General features: G+C 70.9%; 18 protein-coding genes. 7 read left to right on the top strand and 11 right to left on the bottom strand.

Going from position 1 to position 20347, the window contains the following annotated elements:
• Positions 1-4 precede the first annotated feature (4 nt).
• The 8 genes from BS83_RS05865 to BS83_RS05835 form a co-directional block, all read right to left on the bottom strand.
• Positions 5-1546, bottom strand: coding sequence for a cytochrome ubiquinol oxidase subunit I (locus tag BS83_RS05865; protein ID WP_037601659.1), 1542 nt, complete (start codon positions 1544-1546; stop codon positions 5-7).
• Between the two features lie 282 nt (positions 1547-1828).
• Positions 1829-3340 carry a sensor histidine kinase gene (locus BS83_RS05860; protein WP_084713164.1) on the bottom strand — a complete coding sequence of 504 codons (1512 nt, stop codon included), beginning with the start codon at positions 3338-3340 and terminating at the stop codon, positions 1829-1831.
• Positions 3315-4022 carry a response regulator transcription factor gene (locus BS83_RS05855; RefSeq protein WP_037601656.1) on the bottom strand — a complete coding sequence of 236 codons (708 nt, stop codon included), beginning with the start codon at positions 4020-4022 and terminating at the stop codon, positions 3315-3317. Before BS83_RS05855 ends, BS83_RS05860 begins: the two co-directional genes overlap by 26 nt.
• Positions 4023-4278: 256 nt before the next feature.
• A complete protein-coding gene (locus BS83_RS45155; RefSeq protein WP_157596949.1) occupies positions 4279-4455 on the bottom strand; it encodes a hypothetical protein in 177 nt (58 codons plus the stop codon).
• Complete coding sequence (locus BS83_RS45150) at positions 4452-4865, bottom strand: hypothetical protein (protein ID WP_157596947.1); 414 nt, start codon at positions 4863-4865, stop codon at positions 4452-4454. The genes BS83_RS45155 and BS83_RS45150 overlap by 4 nt, the downstream gene beginning before the upstream one ends.
• Entirely contained in the window at positions 4858-6072 is a 1215-nt protein-coding gene (locus BS83_RS05845) for an ABC transporter permease (protein WP_037601651.1), read from the bottom strand. Before BS83_RS05845 ends, BS83_RS45150 begins: the two co-directional genes overlap by 8 nt.
• On the bottom strand, positions 6069-6824 hold the full coding sequence (locus BS83_RS05840; RefSeq protein ID WP_037601649.1) for an ABC transporter ATP-binding protein: 756 nt from the start codon (positions 6822-6824) through the stop codon (positions 6069-6071). Before BS83_RS05840 ends, BS83_RS05845 begins: the two co-directional genes overlap by 4 nt.
• Positions 6821-8179 carry an efflux RND transporter periplasmic adaptor subunit gene (locus tag BS83_RS05835; RefSeq protein WP_157596945.1) on the bottom strand — a complete coding sequence of 453 codons (1359 nt, stop codon included), beginning with the start codon at positions 8177-8179 and terminating at the stop codon, positions 6821-6823. Before BS83_RS05835 ends, BS83_RS05840 begins: the two co-directional genes overlap by 4 nt.
• A 204-nt stretch (positions 8180-8383) precedes the next feature.
• Between BS83_RS05835 and BS83_RS05830 the strand changes: the two genes are divergently transcribed.
• The gene (locus BS83_RS05830) at positions 8384-8944 is read left to right on the top strand and encodes a hypothetical protein (protein ID WP_051942683.1); all 561 of its coding nucleotides are present in this window, start codon (positions 8384-8386) and stop codon (positions 8942-8944) included.
• A gap of 116 nt (positions 8945-9060) precedes the next feature.
• On the opposite strand, the gene hisC is transcribed toward BS83_RS05830, so the two are convergent.
• Positions 9061-10152: a histidinol-phosphate transaminase gene (gene hisC, locus BS83_RS05825; RefSeq protein ID WP_037601643.1), complete on the bottom strand. Its 1092-nt coding sequence runs from the start codon at positions 10150-10152 to the stop codon at positions 9061-9063.
• A 306-nt stretch (positions 10153-10458) separates the two neighbouring features.
• Here hisC and BS83_RS05820 point away from each other — a divergent pair, with 306 nt between their 5' ends.
• From BS83_RS05820 to BS83_RS05810, 3 genes are all read left to right on the top strand, one after another.
• Positions 10459-11568 (top strand): LacI family DNA-binding transcriptional regulator, encoded by a 1110-nt coding sequence (locus BS83_RS05820; protein ID WP_037601640.1) that lies wholly within the window; start codon positions 10459-10461, stop codon positions 11566-11568.
• 161 nt (positions 11569-11729) lie between these two features.
• Positions 11730-12917: a metallophosphoesterase gene (locus BS83_RS05815; RefSeq protein WP_084713243.1), complete on the top strand. Its 1188-nt coding sequence runs from the start codon at positions 11730-11732 to the stop codon at positions 12915-12917.
• A gap of 242 nt (positions 12918-13159) precedes the next feature.
• On the top strand, positions 13160-14074 hold the full coding sequence (locus BS83_RS05810; RefSeq protein ID WP_051942682.1) for a hypothetical protein: 915 nt from the start codon (positions 13160-13162) through the stop codon (positions 14072-14074).
• Positions 14075-14160: 86 nt separating this feature from the next.
• On the opposite strand, the gene BS83_RS05805 is transcribed toward BS83_RS05810, so the two are convergent.
• Complete coding sequence (locus tag BS83_RS05805) at positions 14161-15192, bottom strand: aspartate-semialdehyde dehydrogenase (RefSeq protein WP_037601637.1); 1032 nt, start codon at positions 15190-15192, stop codon at positions 14161-14163.
• Between the two features lie 302 nt (positions 15193-15494).
• On the opposite strand from BS83_RS05805, the gene BS83_RS05800 reads away from it, so the two are divergent.
• Both BS83_RS05800 and BS83_RS45145 read left to right on the top strand, forming a co-directional pair.
• Entirely contained in the window at positions 15495-15785 is a 291-nt protein-coding gene (locus BS83_RS05800; protein ID WP_157596943.1) for a hypothetical protein, read from the top strand.
• A gap of 24 nt (positions 15786-15809) precedes the next feature.
• On the top strand, positions 15810-15959 hold the full coding sequence (locus BS83_RS45145; RefSeq protein ID WP_157596941.1) for a hypothetical protein: 150 nt from the start codon (positions 15810-15812) through the stop codon (positions 15957-15959).
• A gap of 70 nt (positions 15960-16029) precedes the next feature.
• Here BS83_RS45145 and BS83_RS05795 read toward each other — a convergent pair whose 3' ends face one another.
• Positions 16030-17841 (bottom strand): PKD domain-containing protein, encoded by a 1812-nt coding sequence (locus BS83_RS05795; RefSeq protein WP_198035148.1) that lies wholly within the window; start codon positions 17839-17841, stop codon positions 16030-16032.
• 321 nt (positions 17842-18162) lie between these two features.
• On the opposite strand from BS83_RS05795, the gene BS83_RS41460 reads away from it, so the two are divergent.
• Positions 18163-20196 (top strand): TolB family protein, encoded by a 2034-nt coding sequence (locus tag BS83_RS41460; RefSeq protein WP_051942680.1) that lies wholly within the window; start codon positions 18163-18165, stop codon positions 20194-20196.
• Positions 20197-20347: the final 151 nt, after the last annotated feature.

The following is a 20347-nucleotide window of genomic DNA, read 5'->3' as shown; positions in this document are numbered from 1 at the left end:
GCAATCAGTACGCGAAGGCGAAGGGCTTGTCGGCGTCCTCGGACCCCGGCGGCGGACCGCCCAGGGTCGGGTTGCCGCGCGGCGGCTCCTCGTCCGTGGGACCGGCCTTGGCGTACTTGACCATCAGCTTGACCTCGACGACGGCGAGGATCCCGTAGAGCAGCGTCAGCACGACCAGCGAGGTCCACTGCTCGGCGATGGTGACGCCGGGGGAGACCGCGTCGGCGGTGGTCATCAGGCCGTAGACGGCCCAGGGCTGACGGCCCATCTCGGTGAAGATCCAGCCCCAGGAGCAGGCGATCACCGGGAAGAGCAGGGTCCAGATGGCGGCCCGCCAGGCCCACTTGTTCAGGAAGGGGCCGAGCTCCCGGTTCTTCGTCAGCATGAAGCGCGGGACCTCGTCACCGGCCCGCCGGAACTCCGGGGCCAGCCAGAACCTGCGCCGGGTCAGCCAGAGGCCGGCCAGGGCGATCACGAAGGAGGTCATCCCGAAGCCGATCATCCACCGGAAGGCCCAGAAGGTGGTGGGGATGTTCGGCTTGTAGTCGGGCGCCTTGTCGCCGTACTTGGCCTTCTCCGCGGCGTTGGTGTCGTTGATGCCGGGCACCGGCGAGGAGAAGTCGCCCTTGGCCAGGAAGGAGAGCAGACCGGGGATGGTGACCTCGACGGTGTTGTGGCCCTTGGCCACGTCGCCGTAGGCGAAGATCGAGAAGGGTGCGGGCGAGTCGGTGTCCCACAGCGCCTCGGCCGCCGCCATCTTCATCGGCTGCTGTTCGAACATGACCTTGCCCAGGGCGTCGCCGCTCACCGCGGTGCCCAGACCGGCGATCAGGCAGGTGATCAGACCGAGCCGCAGCGAGGTGCTCATCGCCGCGACCTTGACCGGGTTGCGATCCGCCTTCGCCGCCCTGGATGCCTTGCGCAGCTGGTAGGCGGAGATGCCGATCATGAACGCGCCGCCGGTCAGGAAGGCCGAGGTGATCGTGTGGAAGACGACGACCAGGGTGGTGTTCTGGAAGAGCACCTTGGGGAAGTCGGTCAGCTGGGCCCGCCCGTTGGCGAGCTCGTAGCCGACCGGGTGCTGCATCCAGGAGTTGGCCGCCAGGATGAAGTAGGCCGACAGGGTGCTGCCGATGGCGACCATCCAGATCGACAGCAGGTGCAGCTTCTTGGGCAGCCGGTCCCAGCCGAAGATCCACAGTCCGATGAAGGTGGACTCGAAGAAGAAGGCGATCAGGGCCTCGAAGGCGAGCGGGGCTCCGAAGATGTCACCGACGAAGCGGGAGTAGCTCGACCAGCTCATGCCGAACTGGAACTCCTGCACGATCCCCGTGACGACGCCCATCGCCAGGTTGATCAGCATGAGCTTGCCCCAGAACTTGGTCGCCCTGAAGTACTTCTCGCGCCCCGTCCGCACCCAGGCCGTCTGGAGCCCCGCGACGAGCGCGGTGAGGGAGATGGTGAGCGGCACGAAGAGGAAGTGGTAGACGGTGGTGATGCCGAACTGCCACCGCGCCATCGTCTCGTGCGCGAGCGCGAGATCCATGGGAGTCCCTCCTGATCGGCTGACCTTCGTGTCCATGTATGCACTTTTCGACCCACTGATGTGGGACGTCCCTATCGAACACGAAATGCTAGTTCGCTTGTGAACGTGAACACGATCACAAGCTATTATCTACATGTCGTCCGCGGCAGCTTCGCAGGGGGGTGGGGTAAGTCGTCAGAGCCATTCGGCACAGGAGGGCACGCCAAACGGTCCACTTCGGCGATTGCTGCCGACGGCAGCTCTGAGCTGGGCCTCCCGGGGGTGCTCGTCCCGGCAGCGCGCTCAGGCGTGCGGCAGCCGGATCCGGAAGGTCGCGCCCGCGCCGGGGACCGTCTCCAGCTCCACCCGGCCGCCGTGCGCCGCCGTCAACGCGGCGGCGATCGCCAGTCCCAGGCCCGCTCCCCCGCCGTCCTGCCGGCTCCGCGAGGCGTCCACCCGGTAGAAGCGTTCGAATACCCGGGCCGCCTGCTCGTCCGTCAGACCGGGGCCCTGGTCGGCCACCTCCAGCACCCCCGCGCCGTCCAGCGTGCCGACGCCGATCCTGACCGGCGTCCCCGCCGGGGTGTGCTTGACCGCGTTGCCCACCAGGTTGGTGACCACCTGCCGCAGCCTGGCCTCGTCCCCCAGCACCAGCGCCGCGCCCGGGGTCGAAGCCCCGGCCGGGCCGGTGAGCTGCACCGGCCGCGAGGGGTCGAGCGCGGTGGTGTCGTGCAGCGCGTCGGCGGCGAGCGTGCGCAGGTCCATCGGCGCCAGCTGCAGCGGTCGCTGCTCGTCCAGCCGGGCGAGGGTCAGCAGGTCCTCGACCAGACCGCTCATCCGGACCGCCTCGCTCTCGATCCGGCTCATGGTGCGCTTGACGTCGGCCTCGGTGCCCAGCGCGCCCATCCGGTACAGCTCGGCGAAGCCGCGGATCCCCGCCAGCGGGGTCCGCAGCTCGTGGCTGGCGTCGGCGACGAAGCGACGCATCCGGTCCTCGGAGCGGGTACGTGCGGCGAAGGCGGACTCGATCTGCGCCAGCATCAGGTTGAGCGAGCGGGCCAGCCGGCCCACCTCGGTCCGCTGGTCGGCGTCCGCGTCGGGGACGCGGTGGGAGAGCGGATGCCCGGCGGCGATCTGCTGCGCCGTCTCCTCGATCCGGCGCAGCGGCTTGAGCCCGGCCCGTACCGCGAAGAAGCCGGCCACGGTCAGCAGCACCAGCACGACCGCGCCGATCACCAGGAAGCCGTCGTTCAGCTTGGCCAGCATGGCGTCGGTGTCGTCGAGCGAGACGGCCACCACGACCCCGGCGCCCGAAGGCGTGCTCAGCGGCAGGATCACCACACGCCAACTGCCGCCGCCGTGGTCGGCGGGCACGGTGAACGCGGTGCCCATCCGCGCGGCGAGACTCGTCGCGTTCAGCGTCGGCAGCTCGGGCCGCGGGTCGTCCGCTTCGAGCGGCTGCGCGAGCAGGTGGCCGTAGCCGCCGTCCGCGCCGACCTCGGCGGCCACGTACTGACTGGGCAGGTAGGCGCGCCGCCCGCTGGTGGGGAAGAAGTGGCGCTGCGGATCCTCCGCCTGCCGGGCCGCCTGCGTGCCGAAACGGCGCAGCTGGCTGTCGACCCGGTTCAGCAGCTCGCCGCGCACGTCGCCCAGTACGAGGGTGTCGCTCACCGTCAACCCGAGCGCGACCAGCGCGACCGCGAGCGCGAGCAGGCGCACCCGCAGCGAGAAGCGCCCGCGCAGCGGCGGACGCACCCGCAGGCTCCTGCGCAGGGCCGCCCTCAGGCGGTCACCCAGCGGGGCGGCGAAGGACATAGCCGATACCGCGCACGGTGTGGATGAGCTTGGGGGAGCCCTCGGCGCCCGAGTCCATCTTGCGGCGCAGGTAGGAGATGTAGGACTCGACGATGCTGAGGTCGCCGCCGAAGTCGTAGGCCCAGACGTGGTCCAGGATCTGCATCTTGGAGACCACCCGGCCGGTGTTGGTCATCAGGTACTCGAGCAGCTTGAACTCGGTCGGGGAGAGCGAGACCGGCCGTCCGCCGCGGGTGACCTGGTGACCGATCGGGTCGAGCTCCAGGTCCGCGACGACCAGCCGCCCGTCCTCGGCGGGCCCGCCGGTCCGCCGCAGGATCGCCCGGATCCGGGCGATCAGCTCCTCCAGGCTGAACGGCTTGGTGACGTAGTCGTCGCCGCCCGCGGTGAGACCGTTGATCTTGTCGTCGACGCCGTCCTTGGCGGTGAGGAAGATGACCGGGATCTTGTCCCGCTCACTGTCGTCCCGCAGCCGCCGCACCAGCGAGAAGCCGTCCGCGTCGGGCAGCATCACGTCGAGCACGACGAGGTCCGGCCGCGAGCGCGCCACCTGCGCGACCGCCTCGGCGCCGGTCGCGGCGGAGGCGACGCGAAAGCCGGCGAAACGGAGCGAGGCGGAGAGCAGCTCACGGATGTTCGGCTCGTCGTCGACGACGAGCAGGCTGGCTTCGGCGGTATCCATTGGGCGCGCCCCCGGGGAGGTCGGATCTGGCTGCGAGCAGGCTATCCGCCGCAGATGAGGACTCTATGAAGACAGCACACGGACGGTCGCACCAGAGCTCCGCGACGGCGAGACAGTTGCACTGCCCCAGGGGCGCGAGGAACTGCGCGACAAGCCACCCACGCAGGTGGTTCGCCGAACGAGCAGGGCCATCCGCACGCCGGTGGTTTCTCGCGCAGTTCCTCGCGCCCCTTCGGTGCCCATGTGCCGGGAGGCGTCAGCCGCCGAGCTGGGTGACCGTGGTGGCCGCGACGTCGCCGGAGGAGTCGGTCGTGCCGCGGATGGTCACCGTCGAGCCCGGCTTCAGGTCGCTGACCTTGCCCGTCTTCGAGATGCCGACCTTGGTCGAGCCGCCCGTGGTGACCTTGACCACGTTGCCTGAGGTGTCCGTCACATAGATCGTGGTGCCGTCGACGAGCTTGACGGTACCGACCGTCGCGCCGCCGCCCGCACCGCCGCCGCCGGCCCACCGAAGCCGCCCGCGCCGCCGAAACCACCGGCTCCGCCGAAGCCGCCGCCGCCCGCACCGGTGCGCGCTCCCGCCGTGAACGAGCGTCCCGTGCCGCCCGCGGCAGGCGCCTGGCCCTTCTGGACCTCCACGCCCCCGATGAAGCCGAGCCCGGCCACCACCGCGGCGGCCAGCACCAGCGTCAGCCACGGCAGCTTGCGCCGCGGCGGGGCCGCCAGCTCCGCGCTGATGTCCAGCGCGTCCGGCGGCTCGGCCAGGATCGCCTCCGGCGACTCCATGCCGTCCGTGACGTCCGCGATGTCCACGCCCATGGTCTCCCTCTGCCTCTCACTCATGCCGCAGCGCCTCGATCGGGCGCAGGCTCGCCGCCCGGCTCGCCGGGTAACTGCCGAAGAACAGGCCGATCGCCACCGCGATCCCGAACGCGCCCCAGACCGAGGCGGGGATCACCACCGGCTTGATCCCCACGATCGTGAAGTGCGCGCCGACCAACGCGGTGACCACCCCGAGGCCCGCGCCCACCAGTGACAGCAAGGTCGACTCGGCGAGGAACTGGCTGAGGATGACGCCCTTGGGCGCGCCGATGGCCTTGCGGATGCCGATCTCACGGGTCCGCTCGGTCACCGTGACCAGCATGATGTTGGTGATGCCGATCCCGCCGACCAGCAGCGAGATCGCCGCCACCGCGCCCAGCAGCACCGTGAAGGTCTGCGTCGTGGAGCTGCGGGTGCTGAGCAGGGTGGTCTGGCTGCCGATGCGGAAGTCCACCGCCGACGAGCTGGTGATGCCGTGACGGCCCATCAGGATCGTGGTGATCTCGTTCTGCGCCTGCGTCGTCGAGTCCGCCGACTTCGCCTCGACCAGGATCTGGCTCAGCGAGCCGAAGCCGGTGAACGCGTTCTGCACGCTCGGCAGCGGCAGCACGATCGTGTCGTCGGGGTCCTGGAAGCCGGTGCCGCTGCCCTTGGTCGCCAGTTCGCCGACGACCGTGAACGGGGTGCCGCCCAGGGTGATCTTCTTGCCGATCGGGTCGTCGGTGCCGAACAGGTCGGTCGCCGTGGTCGAGCCGATGACCGCGACCTTGCGCGAGGCCAGCACGTCGTCGGCGCTGAAGTAGTCGCCCTTGGTGACCTTGCTGTTGGACGCCTCGAAGTAGGCCGGGTAGGTGCCGATCACCGAGCTGACCGTGTGCGAGGTGCCCTGGTAGAGCGCGGTCTGCGAGGTCTGCACCTCGGGGGCCACGCCCTTGATGTCCGGCGCCTGGCTCGGGTCGGCCAGCGCCCGGGCGTCGTCGACGGTGAGCGGCTTGGTGCTGGTCGCGGTCGACTGCGCGCCGAAGCCGGCGCCGGAGCTCACGGTCAGCGCGTTCGTGCCGAGGGCGTCGATCGAGTTCTTCACGGCCTGCGAGGAGCCGTTGCCGACCGCGAGCAGCAGGATGACGGCGGCGACGCCGATCAGGATGCCGAGCATGGTCAGCCCGGAGCGGACCTTGTTCGCGGCCAGGCCCAGCACGGCGAAGCGAAGCGTCTCCAGCGGGTTCACCGGGCGACCTCCTGCAGCGGGTGGAGCATCGGCGGCGGGCCGTCGACCGGCGCCTGCCGCACGTCACTGGTGATCACGCCGTCGACCAGGCGGATCACCCGCTTGGCGTGGTGCGCGACCTCGTCCTCGTGGGTGATCAGCACGACGGTGCGGCCGGTCTGGTTGAGCCGGTCCACGATGCCGAGGACCTCCTTGGTGCTGTGGCTGTCGAGGTTGCCGGTGGGCTCGTCGGCCAGCAGCATCGCGGGCGCGGTGACCAGCGCACGGGCCACGGCGACACGCTGCTGCTGGCCGCCGGAGAGCTCGTTGGGCTTGTGGTCGGCGCGGTCGGCCAGGCCGACCATGGTCAGCGCGGCCAGGGCGCGACGCCGCCGCTCGGCCGCCTTGACGCCCGCGTAGGCGAGCGGCAGCTCGACCTGGGCCAGCGCGGTCGTGCGCGGGACCAGGTTGAAGGACTGGAAGATGAAGCCGATCTTGCGGTTCCGCACCAGCGACAGCTGCCGCTCGTCCAGCCCGCCCACGTCGATGCCGTCGAGCAGGTACCGGCCGGTCGTCGGCACGTCCAGGCAGCCGAGGATGTTCATCAGCGTCGACTTGCCCGAACCCGAACTGCCCATGATGGCCAGGTAGTCACCCTGGCGGACGGTCAGGTCGACGCCCGCCAGGGCGTGCACGACCGCGTCGCCCATGCCGTAGGTCTTCACCAGCTGCCGGGCGGCGATGACCGGCGCGGGGACGGGAGCCTGGCTCATCCCCTGCCGCCCGTACCGCCGCCGCCCGTCCGGCCGCCGCCGCCGAAGCCGCGTCCGCCGCCACCGCCGCCACCGAAGCCGCCGGGGAAGCCGGTGCTCGGGAAGCCGTTGCTGCCGCTGGTGGAGACCACGGTGATCTGGACCTTCTGGCCCTCGGTGACCCCGGACAGGATCTGGTCCTCCGTGTCGCCCTGCACGCCGAGGGTGATCGGCGTGCGCTTGGTCGTCCCGTCCGCCTGGACCAGCTGCACGCTCGCGTTGGCGCCGGTGCCGTTGATCGCGGAGGTCGGCAGGTAGAGCGCGCCGGAGGCCTCGCCGGTGACGACCTGGACGCTGGCGCTGAGGCCGGTGCGCAGGCTGGAGGTGTCGCCGGTGATGGCGAGCAGCGCCGCGTACTGGACCGCGCTGGAGGAGCCGCTGCCGCTGCCCGAGCTGCTCACCGGCAGCGAGCTGATGGAGACCACCTTGGCGTTGAGCACCTGGCTGGTGTCCGCGTTGAGCGTGACGGTCGCGCCCTGACCGGCCTTGAGCTTCAGCGCGTCGCTCTCGGAGAAGTCGGCGCTGACCTCCATTCCGGCCGGGTTGGTGATCACGACGAAGCCGGACAGGCTGCCGGCGCTCGACGAGCTGCTGCTCGACCCGCTGCTGCCGCTGCCGCTGCCCGAACCGCCGGAGCCGCCCGAGCCGCCGGAACCGGAGACGGTCTCGCCGACCTTGCCGCTGACCGACGCGACGGTGCCGCCGACCGGCGCCCTGAGCACGGTGCCGTCGACGGCCCGCGCCGCGGCGTCCACGGCGTTCTGCGCGGAGGTGACCTGCTGCTCGGCGCTGGCCAGCTGCGCCTGGTTCACGGTGGGGGTGGGGCTCGGCGTCGGCGTGGACGCGACGGTCGTGCCGCCGCGGCCTCCGCTGCTGCCGCTGCCGTTGTTGCTGTTGCTGTTGCTGTTGGAGGCGGACGCGGGGAGCGTGCCGGCCTCGACCTGGGTCAGGTTCGCCTCGGCCGCGGAGAGCTGGGCCCTGGCGTTGCTGAGCGTCTCGTTCTCGGTGGTGGCGTCGACCTTGCCCAGCACCTGTCCGGCGGTCACCTTCTGACCGGCCTTCACGTCCACCTCGGTCAGCGTGCCGCCGGTGGTGAAGTTCACCCCGGCGTCGGACGGCGAGGTCAGTGTGCCCGACCCGGAGACCGTCGCGAGGACCGTGCCGCGCGCGACCGTCGCGGTGCGCGTCGTGGACGTGCCGGTGGTGCTGGAGCCCTGGGCCACGGTCGCCCAGGCGATGCCGGCGGTGGCCAGCAGCCCTGCGGCGAGCACGGAGTTCAACAGGACGGACTTGCGCCGTCGTGGGAGCACCTTCATGCCGGACACCTTGACCGTGCGGACCAAGGGCGTCCTGCGAGGCACCTTGGAGTTCGCCGAGCGCCCGAACCCGACAAACCCATGCAAACTATGGCTTGTCGGTCGTACCGCTGCTCTGCCCGGGGGACGCGAGGGCCCCCGATCCCAGCAGATTCCCAGGAATCACCCAGGACTTCACCACCCCTGTGCGATTCCTTCGGGACCATGACGACACTCAGCTCTCGCGCCGCCTGCGCGGCAGGACTGCTCGCCGGCGGCGCGCTGCTGCTGTCCGGCTGTTCCTCCTCCAGCGCCGCCACCGCCACCGCCGCCCCTTCGGCGAGCGGTCGCGGCGCGGCGATGCAGGCCTACCGGCAGTGCCTCAGCCAGCACGGGGTCACCCTTCCGAGCGGCCGCCCCGGCGGTCGTCCGAGCGGCCGTCCCAGCGGCGGCTTCGGCGGCAACGGCGGCGGTTACGGCGGGGGAGGCGGCTTCGGCTTCGGCGGAGCCTCGCCGGACCCCGCGATGCAGGCGGCCATGCAGGCCTGCGCGTCGCTCCGGCCCAGCGGCGGGGCCGGCCGGGGCGGCGGCTTCAACTCCACCGCGCTGGCGGCGTTCCGCAGCTGCCTCAAGGACCACGGCGTCACCCTGCCCGCCAACGGCAACTTCCGCGGGCTGAACACCGCGGACGCCAAGACCGCCGCGGCCTACGCCATCTGCAAGCCACTGCTCCCCACCCGCGCCCCGAACGCCTCGCCGAGCCCGAGCACCAGCCCCACCGCCTGACCGCCCCGCCCCGCCCCGCCCCGCCCCGGGCACGACCAGAACAAGATCGCCAAGTGCTTCACGTGGAGCACCTGGCGATCTTGTTCTCATGTGTTCCCAGCCCTCGGGGAGAGCCGTCACAGACCCTTGTGGAACAGTTCCGCCGTCTGCAGGAACAGGTCGTTCGCCTCGGTCTCGCCGATCGTGATCCGCGCGCCCTCGCCCGCGAACGGACGGACCACCACGCCGGCCGCCTCACAGGCCGCAGCGAAGTCCATGGTCCGGTCGCCGAGCCGCAGCCAGACGAAGTTCGCCTGCGTCGTCGCCACCGTCCAGCCCTGGGCCACCAGCGCCGAGACCACCCGCTCGCGCTCGGCCACCAGCGCGGCCACCCGCTCCAGCAGCGCGGTCTCGGACCGCAGCGAGGCCACCGCCGCGTCCTGCGCCAGCTGGCTCACACCGAAGGGCACCGCGGTCTGCCGCAGCGCCTGGGCGACCGGCTCGTGCGCGATCGCGAAGCCGACCCGCAGCCCCGCCAGGCCGTAGGCCTTGGAGAAGGTGCGCAGCACGCAGACGTTCGGGCGGTCACGGTAGACCTCGACGCCGTCCGGCACCTCGTCGTCCCTGACGAACTCGTTGTAGGCCTCGTCCAGCACCACCAGGACGTCGGCCGGGACCGCGTCGAGGAAGCGCTCCAGTTCGGCCCGGTGCGCGACCGTGCCGGTCGGGTTGTTCGGGTTGCAGACGAAGATCAGCCGGGTCCGCTCGGTGATCGCGGCGAGCATCGCGTCCAGGTCGTGGGTCTCGTCCGCCTTCAGCGGCACCCGCACCGAGGTCGCGCCGCTGATCTGGGTGATGATCGGGTACGCCTCGAAGGAGCGCCAGGCGAAGATCACCTCGTCGCCGGGGCCCGAGGTCGACTGCAGCAGGGACTGCGCGACACCGACCGAGCCCGTGCCGGTGGCGATGTGCGACTCCGGCACGCCGAAGCGCTTGGCCAGCTCGGCGATCAGGCCGGTGCAGGCCATGTCGGGGTAGCGGTTGAAGCTCTGCGCCGCCGCGACGGCCGACTCCAGCACGCCTGGCAGCGGCGGGTAGGGGTTCTCGTTGGAGGAGAGCTTGAAGGCCGGAGCGCCGTCGGCGCCCTGCGCGGGCTTGCCCGGCTTGTAGGCGGGAACGCCCGCAAGCGCCTCGCGCAGTCGGGGTCCGGGAGTGGTTTCGCTGCTCACCGTGGTCGTCCTCCAGAGAATCGCGACGCTCGTCACCCCATCGTGACGGCCTCGCCGTAACCGGTCGAGATCACCATACGAGCCGATCGCAAGAACCTCACCCGTGCGAGTGACATGTGCCGGTCCGACCGCGCGCGAAGTCGCTGGGCGACACCGTGAGTACATGACCAAAACGCAGGTGAATGCGCCCGAAACGGTCGTTGGTGCAAGGAGAAAACGCACGAATGCTCATGGAGAAACGTATCTCCAGCCAAGCCGGACAGACCATCCCCTTACGACAGTTCCTCGCCATACGATCGGCCCGACATGACAGCAGCAGCGAATCACCACGGCCGCCGGGCCACCACTCGCGCGCGTCGGCTCGAACGGGCGGGGATCAGGGACGTGGCGGCCGCCGCCGGGGTCTCCATCACCACGGTCTCCGACGCGCTCAACGGCAAGGGGCGCCTACCGGACGAGACCCGCACGAAGGTGCGCGAGGTCGCCGAACGGCTGGGCTACCGCCCCTCCGCCGCCGCGCGCACCCTGCGCACCGGCCGCTCGGGCCTGATCGGCCTGACCGTGACGACGTACGGGCAGGAGCCCTTCACCTTCACCGAGTTCGCCTACTTCGCCGAGATGGCACGGGCCGCGACCTCGGCCGCGCTGAACCGCGGCTACGCCCTGGTCGTCCTGCCCGCCTCCTCCCGGCACGACGTCTGGAGCAACGTCGCGCTCGACGGCACGGTGGTGATCGACCCGGCGGACCACGACCCGATGGTGGCCGACCTCTACCGCCAGGGCCTGCCCGTGGTCAGCGACGGCAAGCCCGGCAACTGCCCGGTCACCGCCTGGGTCGACAACGACCACCACGCCGCCGTCCTCGGCATCCTGGACCACCTCGCCCAGGCCGGCGCCCGCAGGATCGGTCTGCTCACCGGCACCAGCACCGACACCTACACACGGCTAAGCACCGAGGCCTACCTCGGCTGGTGCCGGGGCGTCGGGCAGCAGCCGCTCTACGAGGCCTACCCGGCGCACGACCCCTGCGCCGGCGCGGTCGCCGCGGACCGGCTGCTCGCCCGCCCGGACCGGCCCGACGCGGTCTACGGCCTCTTCGACCCGAACGGCACCGACCTGCTCGCGGCCGCCCGCCGCTACGGTCTGCGCGTCCCCGAGGACCTGCTGCTGGTGTGCTGCAGCGAGAGCGACGTCTACGCGGCCACCGAGCCGCCGATCACCACCCTCTCGCTGAAACCGCGCCGGATCGGCACCACCGTGGTCAACCTGCTGATCGACGCGATCGAGGGTTCGTCGCCGCCGAACCAGGACAGCTCGGGGCAGCTGATGCCGACCGAGCTGATCGTGCGTCGTTCCTCGCAGCGACGCACGACCCGCACCACGGTGGCCGCGCCACGCCCGCCCGGCGAGGAGTGAACCACCGCACTTCCGACGACCACGAACTGGGGCAGGCCGCCTGACCTGCCCCCTTTTGTCACCCGATGATCCGTCTCTGATCCCGACGGACGAACGATTTCGACGGGCTGATCCCTCCCAGGTGCGGACGCCGGGAAGGACGGCTTTATACGATGGGCTTCATGACACCCGTGGACCGTCCCGCCTGGCCTGACGAGCCGGACCCAGGCCCGCACGCCGCGCAGACAGCGGACGGGTCCACGTCGTTCGATTTCTTCACCCCTCCCGCGGGCGTCCCGGTCGTCCCGCCGCCCGCTCCGCCGGCGGCTCCGCCCGTCGCTCCGAACGCGCCGATCACCGCGGTCGCACCGCTGTCCGCGCTCGCGATGGCCGCGGCGGCCGCCGCACCGCAGGACCCGCCCACGCTCGAGCTCGGCGCGCCTCTGGCCGCCGCCCCGCACGCCGTCGCCGTCGCTCACGGCAGCGGAGGCCACGTCGCCACCGGGCTGGAGCAGGGCCCGGCCACCCTGGTCGACGGCCTCCAGCCGCCCCCCGAGGGCCCGCTCTTCGTGATCGGCGACGTCCACGGCTACCTCCAGGAGCTGCTCCAGGGCCTGCACGCCCAGGGCCTCATCGACGCCGATGGCCACTGGTGCGCCGGGCGGGCCAGGGTCTGGTTCCTCGGGGACTTCACCGACCGCGGCCCCGACGGCATCGGCGTGATCGACCTGGTCATGCGCCTCGCCGCCGAGGCCGCAGCGACCGGCGGCTACTGCCGGGCGCTGATGGGCAACCACGAACTGCTGCTGCTCGGCGCGGACCGCTACGGCGACGACCCCGTCCAGTCCAGCGCGGGCACCGCCTCCTTCCTGGCCGCCTGGCGGCTCAACGGCGGTCAGCCCAGCGACATGGAGCGCCTGGAGGACCACCACGTCGCATGGCTCTCCCGGCTGCCGGCGATGTCCGTCGAGGACGACCACCTGCTGATCCACTCGGACACCACCGCGTACCTGGAGTACGGGGACTCGGTCGACGCGGTGAACGACGCCGTCCACGAGGTGCTGCAGCACGGCGACGCGGACGAGTGGTGGGACTGCTTCCGCAGGATGACCAAACGGTTCGCCTTCCGCGGCGACGCCGGGGCGGAGGCGGCCCGCGAGCTGCTCGGCGCCTTCGGCGGCCACCGGATCGTCCACGGCCACAGCCCGATCCCGTACCTGCTCGGCGACGCGTCCAGCGAGGACGGCCGCTCGGGCGTCCAGGTCACCGGCCCGCACGTCTACGCGGACGAGCTGGCGGTGGCGATGGACGGCGGCGTCACCATGGAGGGCGAGGGCAAACTGCTGATCGCCCGCCTGCCGTTGGCCTGATCGCCCCTTTCGTTCCTTTCTCCCTGGCCGTCTCCTGACGGACCGGCAGCACGAGCCATGTCTCTGGCAATTGCCAGAGACAACTCCTGCCCCTTCCGACACGAAAATTCCGGAAACCCGCTGTCACTGCGTCAGCCTCCGCGCCTAGCATGTGCGTTAACAGCCCATAACGCCGAAGCACCCGCAGCACCAACCCCCAGCCCGCGACCGACCGGTCGATCCTTCCACGGGGGAGCAGAACGATGGACATCGCTCCGCACATGCTGGCCGAGGACAAGCCCGACTACGTGCGGATCCTGGACGAGGCCCTGCAGAGTCCGCACATCCGCGACGCCCTCCGGGCCAGCCGCGGCGCCACCACCGCTGAGCAGCTGCACGACCGCGCCCTGCGCGAGCTGCCCGACATCAGCGCGGGCGCCGCGCCGGAGTACGCCTACTACCGCCGCCTGCGCGAACAGCTCGACCGGATCGGCGCAGGCCCGGACACCGACCGCCTCGGCAGCACGGACCCGGCCCAGTGGGTCGAGCCGGACACCCCGCTGGAGGCGGCGGGCCGGGCCGGCCTGCCCGCGATGGCGACGGTGCTGGTCCCGATACTGTCCTGGACCAGCGCCCTGGTCCTGCTGCTCGCCGGCTTCGCCGTCCGGGCGGGCTCGCCGAAGCTGGCGCTCGGCCGGCAGCTGATCACCGCGGCGGGCGTGCTCGCCGTGGTCGGCGCGGGCGCGCTGGTCGTGGCGACGGTCGCCCTGGTGCTCACCGCACGCAGGGACGCGGCGGTGGAGCCCGAACGCCCGCAGCCGGAACTCGCCGCGGAGGTGGCCAAGGCCCGCGAGAGCTGGCGCGCGGCGCTCCGCACCCGGGCGATCCTGCCCTACCTGGAACGCGAGCTGGCAGCGCGGGCGGCGGCGCAGGCGAGCGAGCACCGCAGCAAGGTCGACCTGGTCCGCCACCACCCGAAACTGGGCTTCACCTCTCCGGGCTTCACCAGCCCGGGCTGCGAGGGGATCACCAACGGACACGGCGAGGAGAAGCCCGAGAAGGAGCGCGAGGACGAGGTCTACTTCTCCTCGCCCGGCTACAGCTCCCCTGACTTCACCTCGCCCGACTACGAAGGCCCGGCCCACCTGAGCCGGTTCCTGCCGAACGCGGACGACTGAGTCGGAAGCTCTGCCGTTCGCTGCCACAGGCGGGTGCGACACCAAGGGCGCGAGGCTCTGCCTGAGCCTCGCGCCCCCGAGGCGCGTTACGCGCTCCGCAGCTCCGCCGCGACCAGCTCCGCGATCTGGACCGCGTTCAGCGCGGCGCCCTTGCGCAGGTTGTCGTTGGAGACGAACAGCGCCAGGCCGTTCTCGACCGTCTCGTCGCGGCGGATCCGGCCCACGTAGGACGGGTCCTTGCCCGCCGCCTCCAGCGGCGTCGGCACCTCGGACACGACCACGCCCGGCGCGTCCGCGAGCAGCTCGTAGGCGCGCTCGGGGCTGATCGCGCGGTCGAAGCGAGCGTTGATCTGCAGGCTGTGGCCGGTGAAGACGGGAACCCGGACGCAGGTGCCGGAGACCTTGAGCTCCGGGATCTCCAGGATCTTCCGGCTCTCCTTGCGGAGCTTCTGCTCCTCGTCGGTCTCGTTGGTGCCGTCGTCCACGACCGAGCCCGCCAGCGGCAGCACGTTGAACGCGATCGGCTTGCTGAACTTCTCCGGCGCGGGGAACTCGACCGCCTCACCGTCGAACGCCAACTGGTCGGAGGCCTCGGCGACCTTGCAGGCCTGCTGGTACAGCTCGGAGACGCCGGCCAGACCGCCACCGGAGACGGCCTGGTACGTCGCGACGACCAGGGCCGAGAGTCCGGCCTCCTCGTGCAGCGGCCGCAGGACCGGCATCGCCGCCATCGTGGTGCAGTTCGGGTTCGCGATGATGCCCTTGGGGCGGTTCGCGATCGCGTGCGGGTTGACCTCGGAGACGACCAGCGGGACGTCCGGGTCGCCGCGCCACGCGGAGGAGTTGTCGATCACGACGGCGCCGGCCGCCGCGACCTTCTCGGCCAGGGCCTTCGACGTCGAGCCGCCCGCGGAGAAGAGCACGATGTCCAGACCGCTCCAGTCCGCCGTCGCGGCGTCCTCGATCACGATCTCCCGGCCCTGCCACGGCAGCGTGGACCCGGCCGAGCGCGCGGACGCGAAGAGACGCAGCTCCGTCACCGGGAACTCGCGCTCCTCAAGAATCCGGCGCATGACGCCGCCGACCTGACCAGTGGCACCCACGATTCCAATCCTCATGCCCCTACAGTAAGCGCCCGCGCCGCCGACGCGAGCGGTTATCCACAGTGCGGAACGCCGACCACACAGCCCTGAGCTGCGAAAACAGGAAGCCTTCCGGTGCCGGGGGAGCACCGCCCACAAGCCCTGCGGGCGGAGCCGCCCTCCCCTGTGGAAAATTTCCCGGCTCCCCCCGCAAGCGGCCCGGACGGTATCCGGCCACGGCCACGGCCGGGCGGGGCGGCGCCGGTTCCACCTCGCCCAGCGCCTCGTCCCCTTGCGCTGGAGCGTCGGCCCCTGAACTGACGCCCTGCGGACCGAAGATGCGACAAATAGCCATGCTGCTGCGCGACAGTCTCGTCGCCCAGCACGCCCGCACCTACCTCCTCGACCTCGAGGCGGAGGTCGGTCGGACGACCCGGCCGGAGCCGACGGAGCCCCAGCCCCGTCGCCATGGCATGCACCCTGGCCGCCGGCTCCGTCCCGGTCCCCACTGGGACGAGCACCAGGTCACCTCGACCGCCCCCGCCGCCGAGGCCTGGCGGCAGGTCATCGACGGCGAGGCGGCGGCTCCGGCCGCGCCGGGCCACCACGTCACCCGCGAATGGACCTAGAGCGTCGACCGACGCCTCGACTCCATGGGCCGCGTCTCCAGCGCGCTCAGCCGCAAGCTGGACGACATGGGCGAGGCCGTCCGCGACATGCGTCGTGACATCCGCTCCCTGCGCGACGATGTCGCCCGCGTCACGCCCCTACGACCGGGCCATAAGCCCGACCACCAGGGCTGACCTGCCTGAACGAAATCGCTTCAGCGGTTGTCCACAGGCCATCCGGTCCGTGGACAACCGCTGGCTCGGCTCAGACCCCGGCTTCGGTGAAGTAGCCCTCCAGGTCGGCGATGACGTCGGTGGTCCCCGACGAGTTGGAGATCCGGACGGAACCGTCCGCCCCCACAGGGACCAGCACCAGATTGGGTACCGGACGGCCCACGATCAGATTGAGAGCAGAGCTGGCCGGTCGAGCGCTCCCGTCGGCGTAGGCCGTGAGGAACGCTCCCCGTGCCGTGGCGTCGACGCCCGTCAGATTGACCAGGACGTAGCGGATCGGGGCCGGCTCTGTGGCCCTTCCGACATGCAGAGCGATGCTGCCGCCGGGGCCGAGCTTCGCAACCGGCGCGCCGACCCCCACCCTGGTGTCCAGAAGGCGCGTGGGTGCGGTGGGAGTGAAGATCAACGCCGAGGGGGATCCAGTGGGCGTTCCGTAGTAGCCCTGGACGTCGACGACCAGGTCGACGGAGGTCGCCGAGTTGTACAGGACAACCTTGCCGTCGGGGCCGGCCGGCACCGTCACCTGGTTGGCGACCGTCGTCCCCGCCATGTAGTTGACCGTCGACGCATCAGGACGGCGAGCTCCGCTCGGATAGGCGGTCACAAAGCCGTTCGCGGTCGCATCGACCACCGTGACATTCAGTACCGCTGCATGCGCACCGGCCGGAAGCTGAAGGCTCACAGACCCACCGGCGGCCAGCTTGTGCTTCGGCGTGCCAAGCCCGGAACGGGTGTCAAGCAGGCGTTGCGGCAAAGCGAGACCGCTGGCCAGGCCCAGACCACCGGGCAGCGTCGTGGCGTCGCTGCGATAGCCCTGTACATCGGCGATGAGGTCGTCGCGGCCCGCGTGGTTTGCCAGATTCACATAGCCGTCCGCGCCCACCGGAACGGTCACAGCGTTGGAAACCGTCTCTCCGGCCACGAAGTTCAGATTCGAGGCCGTCGGAAGCGCCGATTTCGAGGGAAAAGCGGTGACGAAGCCGACTGTGCTCGGATTCGTCACCGTCAGGTTCATCTCCACAGCGGTCACGCCGCTGGTCGGCACTCCGCCCACGCCCGCAACTTTCAGCCGCACCGTTCCGTTCGCAGCGACCTTGGCCCTCGGTGCCCCGATGCCGCTCCGCGTGTCGAGAATCCGAACGGGACCCAGTGGAACGAACGAGCTTCCGACGCGCATCTGCGCGGTGGTGACGAGCTGCTCTCCACTCCCGTCGGTGGTCTTCGCGGTCAAGGTGTAGAGCCCCGCTGCCGGAAACGTGTGCGGATGCTCGGCGTCGGGCTCGGCCGTGGTGTCGACGGCGGGGGATCCGTCTCCGAAGTCCAGCGTCTCAGCGACGATGCCCCAAGGGCTGAAGGGGAAGACCGAGCCCTGCACCGTGAGCGGATGGGTCGGGTTCCCGCCGTAGGCGAAGATCGGGGCGGTGAACGCTCCCGGAGCGGTGACGCGTACCTCAACCACAGAGCCTGGAAGCGTCGTTCCGTCCGAGAGCGTCGCCGTGACCTGGACGGCGAACTGCCCGTTCAAGCCGTTGCTGCTCGTCGTGTCGTAGACGTGCTGCGTGCTCGGGTCGGAGACCGTGGTCCCGCTGCCGTCGCCGAAGTCGAAGCGGTAGGAAACGACCGTCTTGCTGCTGAGATCGGCCGGTGCGGCCGTGACGGTCAACGTGGCGCCGGTGGGCAGCGTGGCATGGTCGACGCCGGTTGTGAGCGTGGGCTCGCCGTCAGCGGCCGAGAGGTGGCCCGCAATCAGGCCGGACGCCCTGGTCTGCGCATCAGCCGCGGGTGCCACCGCCAGCGCGAGAACGGCGGTGACTGCTGATATCACAACGGATCGGCTGGGCAAGAATCGCTCCGAGAGATAAGGGGAGCCGCACTCTACAGCCAACCAGCACCAGCGCCGACCCGCCCACCTTCATGCGCGGTAGCGGATGTCCGCTTCCGAGGCATCCGTCAGAATCCGCCCACGGCGACCGAGTTACTCGCAGCCGCCAGTGGACTCCAGGTGAGAATGCGGTGTGACCTCCGCAATCCAGATGTTCCCTGCATCCCGATAAGGCCCAATTCTGCGAATCCCTGCGGCCATATGATCACGCAGCAGTCATCGCCTCAGGAGTGAGCAACACACATGCCTCCAAGAGTTTCACGACGTTTCACCCCCCTCGCCGTGCTTTCCGCCTCGGTTCTCGCGGCCTCAGGACTGGGAATCCTCACCGCGCCCGTCGCGCAGGCCGCGCTTCCCGGGACGCCCGGGCTGCTGGCGGGTTCCAAGGTCATGCCGAACGGTGGGGTCACCACCGGTACCGAGAAGCTGGACGGCTCCCGCCTGGTGCTGGACCTGACCGCCAGCGGCGGGACCGACCAGGGCGGCGGGGTCACCTGGTCGCCCGACGGCAAGCACGTCGCCCTCGTCAACGGCGCGCCCGGCATCGAGATCTACTCGCCGAACGCGACCGGTGTGCGTGACGTCTCCGAGACGTCCGTGGACCCCGCGTTCACCCCCGACGGATCGACGATCATCGCCACCGGCTGGGACGCCGGCTCCAACAGCGACCAACTGCGGTCCATACCGAGCAGTTGGGATCTGATCGCCCAGAACGGCAAGGAGAACCAGACCCCTTGGTTCTCCACTCCGACCGGAGGCACCGACCGCTACCCGACGGTGTCCGCCACCACGGGCACGGTGTATTTCGAGCACACGACCGCGACCGGCAAGGACGTCTGGACGGACCACGGCGACCACACCGCAGGCCTGCTGATCTCCGACGGACGCCAGCCGGACATCTCCCCCGACGGCTCGAAGCTCGCCTTCGTCCGCGCCGTGGCCGGCTACGCCCAGATCTTCGAGCAGGCCGCCGACGGTTCGGGGAGCGCCACCCAGCTCACCAGCGGTTCGGTCAACCACACCCACCCGAAGTGGGCCCCGAGCGGACTGGCTCTCGACTACGACGCCAACCCCGGAACCGACTACGTCAACACGACCGGTCGCCACCTGGTGCTCGCCACCAAGGCGGACACGCTCATCCCTAACGGTCTCTTCGACGTGACCGAGCAGCCCACCGCGCCCACCTCGCTCGGCGTCGGGTCCACCTTCCATACGACCGGGCCGACGCGACTGCTCGACACCCGGTACGGCACCGGGATGGTCGCGCCGAACGCGGTGCCGGCGATGGGGACGGTGCCGCTGCTGGTCGAGGGAGCGAAGGGGCTGCCCGCGTCCGGCATCAGCGCCGTGGTGCTCAATGTCACGGTCACCTCGACCAAGGCGTCGGGCTTCCTCTCCGCGTACCCCGAGGGGACGGCCGCCTCCGGCGCGTCCAACCTCAACTGGACGGCCGGGCAGACCATCGCCAACCAGGTGATCGTCCCGGTCGGCGCGGACGGTGAGATCGACCTGTACAACCGGAGTTCCGGCACCGCCCAGGTGGTCGCCGACATCTCCGGCTACTTCACCGCCGACGGCAGCGGCGCGCTGTTCACCGCCGCCGGGCCCGCCCGCGTCCTGGACACCCGCGCGGCGAACGGCGTCACCACCAAGACGCCCGTCGCCGCCAACGGGACGGTCTCGCTGCAGGTGGCCGGCCGGGGCGGCCTGCCCCAGTCCGGCGTCTCCGCCGTCGTCCTCAACGTGACGGCGACCGACACCAGGACGGCGGGCTTCGCCACGGTCTACCCGGACGGCACGCCCAAGCCGAACGCCTCCAACCTCAACTGGACGGCCGGGCAGACCATCGCCAACCACGTGCTGGTCCCGGTGGGCGCGGACGGCAAGGTCGAACTGGCCACCCACAGTGCCGGGACGGTGGACCTGGTCGCCGACGTCTTCGGCTACTTCTCGGCGTCGGGCACCGCGACGTACCACACCACGGCCCCCACCCGCCTGCTGGACACCCGCCAGAGCGGCGGCGCCATCGCTGCCCGCGGCACCCGCTCGCTCAGCCTGGCCGGAACGGTGGTCCCGGCGAGCGTGAAGGCGGTCGTCCTCAATGTCACCGCGACCGACACCAAGCTGGGCGGCTTCCTGACGGCCTACCCGGACGGAACGAACCTGCCGACCTCGTCCAACCTCAACTGGTCGGCGGGACAGACGGTTCCCAACCTGGTCACGCTGCGCGTCGTGGACGGAAAGATCGACTTCCACAACGCGAGCGGCGGCTCCGTCGACGTCGTCGCGGACGTCTTCGGCTACTACACGGACTGACCGACCCCGCGCATGACGTCCGGCCCGCGCTCCCCCCGGAGCGCGGGCCGGACGGCGTCGAGGATCCCTGGACTGCTTCGGGATCCTCGGGAAACGCGGCGAGCGGGGACCGTTGTGGGACGGTCCCCGCTCGCGCGCTTCGGCTTCGTCA

Source organism: Streptacidiphilus rugosus AM-16, from assembly GCF_000744655.1.
Lineage (GTDB): Bacteria > Actinomycetota > Actinomycetes > Streptomycetales > Streptomycetaceae > Streptacidiphilus > Streptacidiphilus rugosus.
This window is presented reverse-complemented; position numbering and strand designations above follow the sequence as displayed.

Coding starts and splice junctions, on each gene's coding strand:
- BS83_RS45150 (WP_157596947.1), bottom strand. CDS start 4,865: ATGAGTGAGAGGCAGAGGGAGACCATGGGCGTGGACATCGCGGACGTC.
- BS83_RS05830 (WP_051942683.1), top strand. CDS start 8,384: ATGACGACACTCAGCTCTCGCGCCGCCTGCGCGGCAGGACTGCTCGCC.
- BS83_RS45145 (WP_157596941.1), top strand. CDS start 15,810: ATGGGCCGCGTCTCCAGCGCGCTCAGCCGCAAGCTGGACGACATGGGC.
- BS83_RS05805 (WP_037601637.1), bottom strand. CDS start 15,192: ATGAGGATTGGAATCGTGGGTGCCACTGGTCAGGTCGGCGGCGTCATG.
- BS83_RS05855 (WP_037601656.1), bottom strand. CDS start 4,022: ATGGATACCGCCGAAGCCAGCCTGCTCGTCGTCGACGACGAGCCGAAC.
- BS83_RS05835 (WP_157596945.1), bottom strand. CDS start 8,179: ATGAAGGTGCTCCCACGACGGCGCAAGTCCGTCCTGTTGAACTCCGTG.
- BS83_RS05815 (WP_084713243.1), top strand. CDS start 11,730: ATGACACCCGTGGACCGTCCCGCCTGGCCTGACGAGCCGGACCCAGGC.
- BS83_RS05820 (WP_037601640.1), top strand. CDS start 10,459: ATGACAGCAGCAGCGAATCACCACGGCCGCCGGGCCACCACTCGCGCG.
- BS83_RS05810 (WP_051942682.1), top strand. CDS start 13,160: ATGGACATCGCTCCGCACATGCTGGCCGAGGACAAGCCCGACTACGTG.
- BS83_RS05840 (WP_037601649.1), bottom strand. CDS start 6,824: ATGAGCCAGGCTCCCGTCCCCGCGCCGGTCATCGCCGCCCGGCAGCTG.
- BS83_RS05800 (WP_157596943.1), top strand. CDS start 15,495: ATGCGACAAATAGCCATGCTGCTGCGCGACAGTCTCGTCGCCCAGCAC.
- BS83_RS05865 (WP_037601659.1), bottom strand. CDS start 1,546: ATGGATCTCGCGCTCGCGCACGAGACGATGGCGCGGTGGCAGTTCGGC.
- BS83_RS05860 (WP_084713164.1), bottom strand. CDS start 3,340: ATGTCCTTCGCCGCCCCGCTGGGTGACCGCCTGAGGGCGGCCCTGCGC.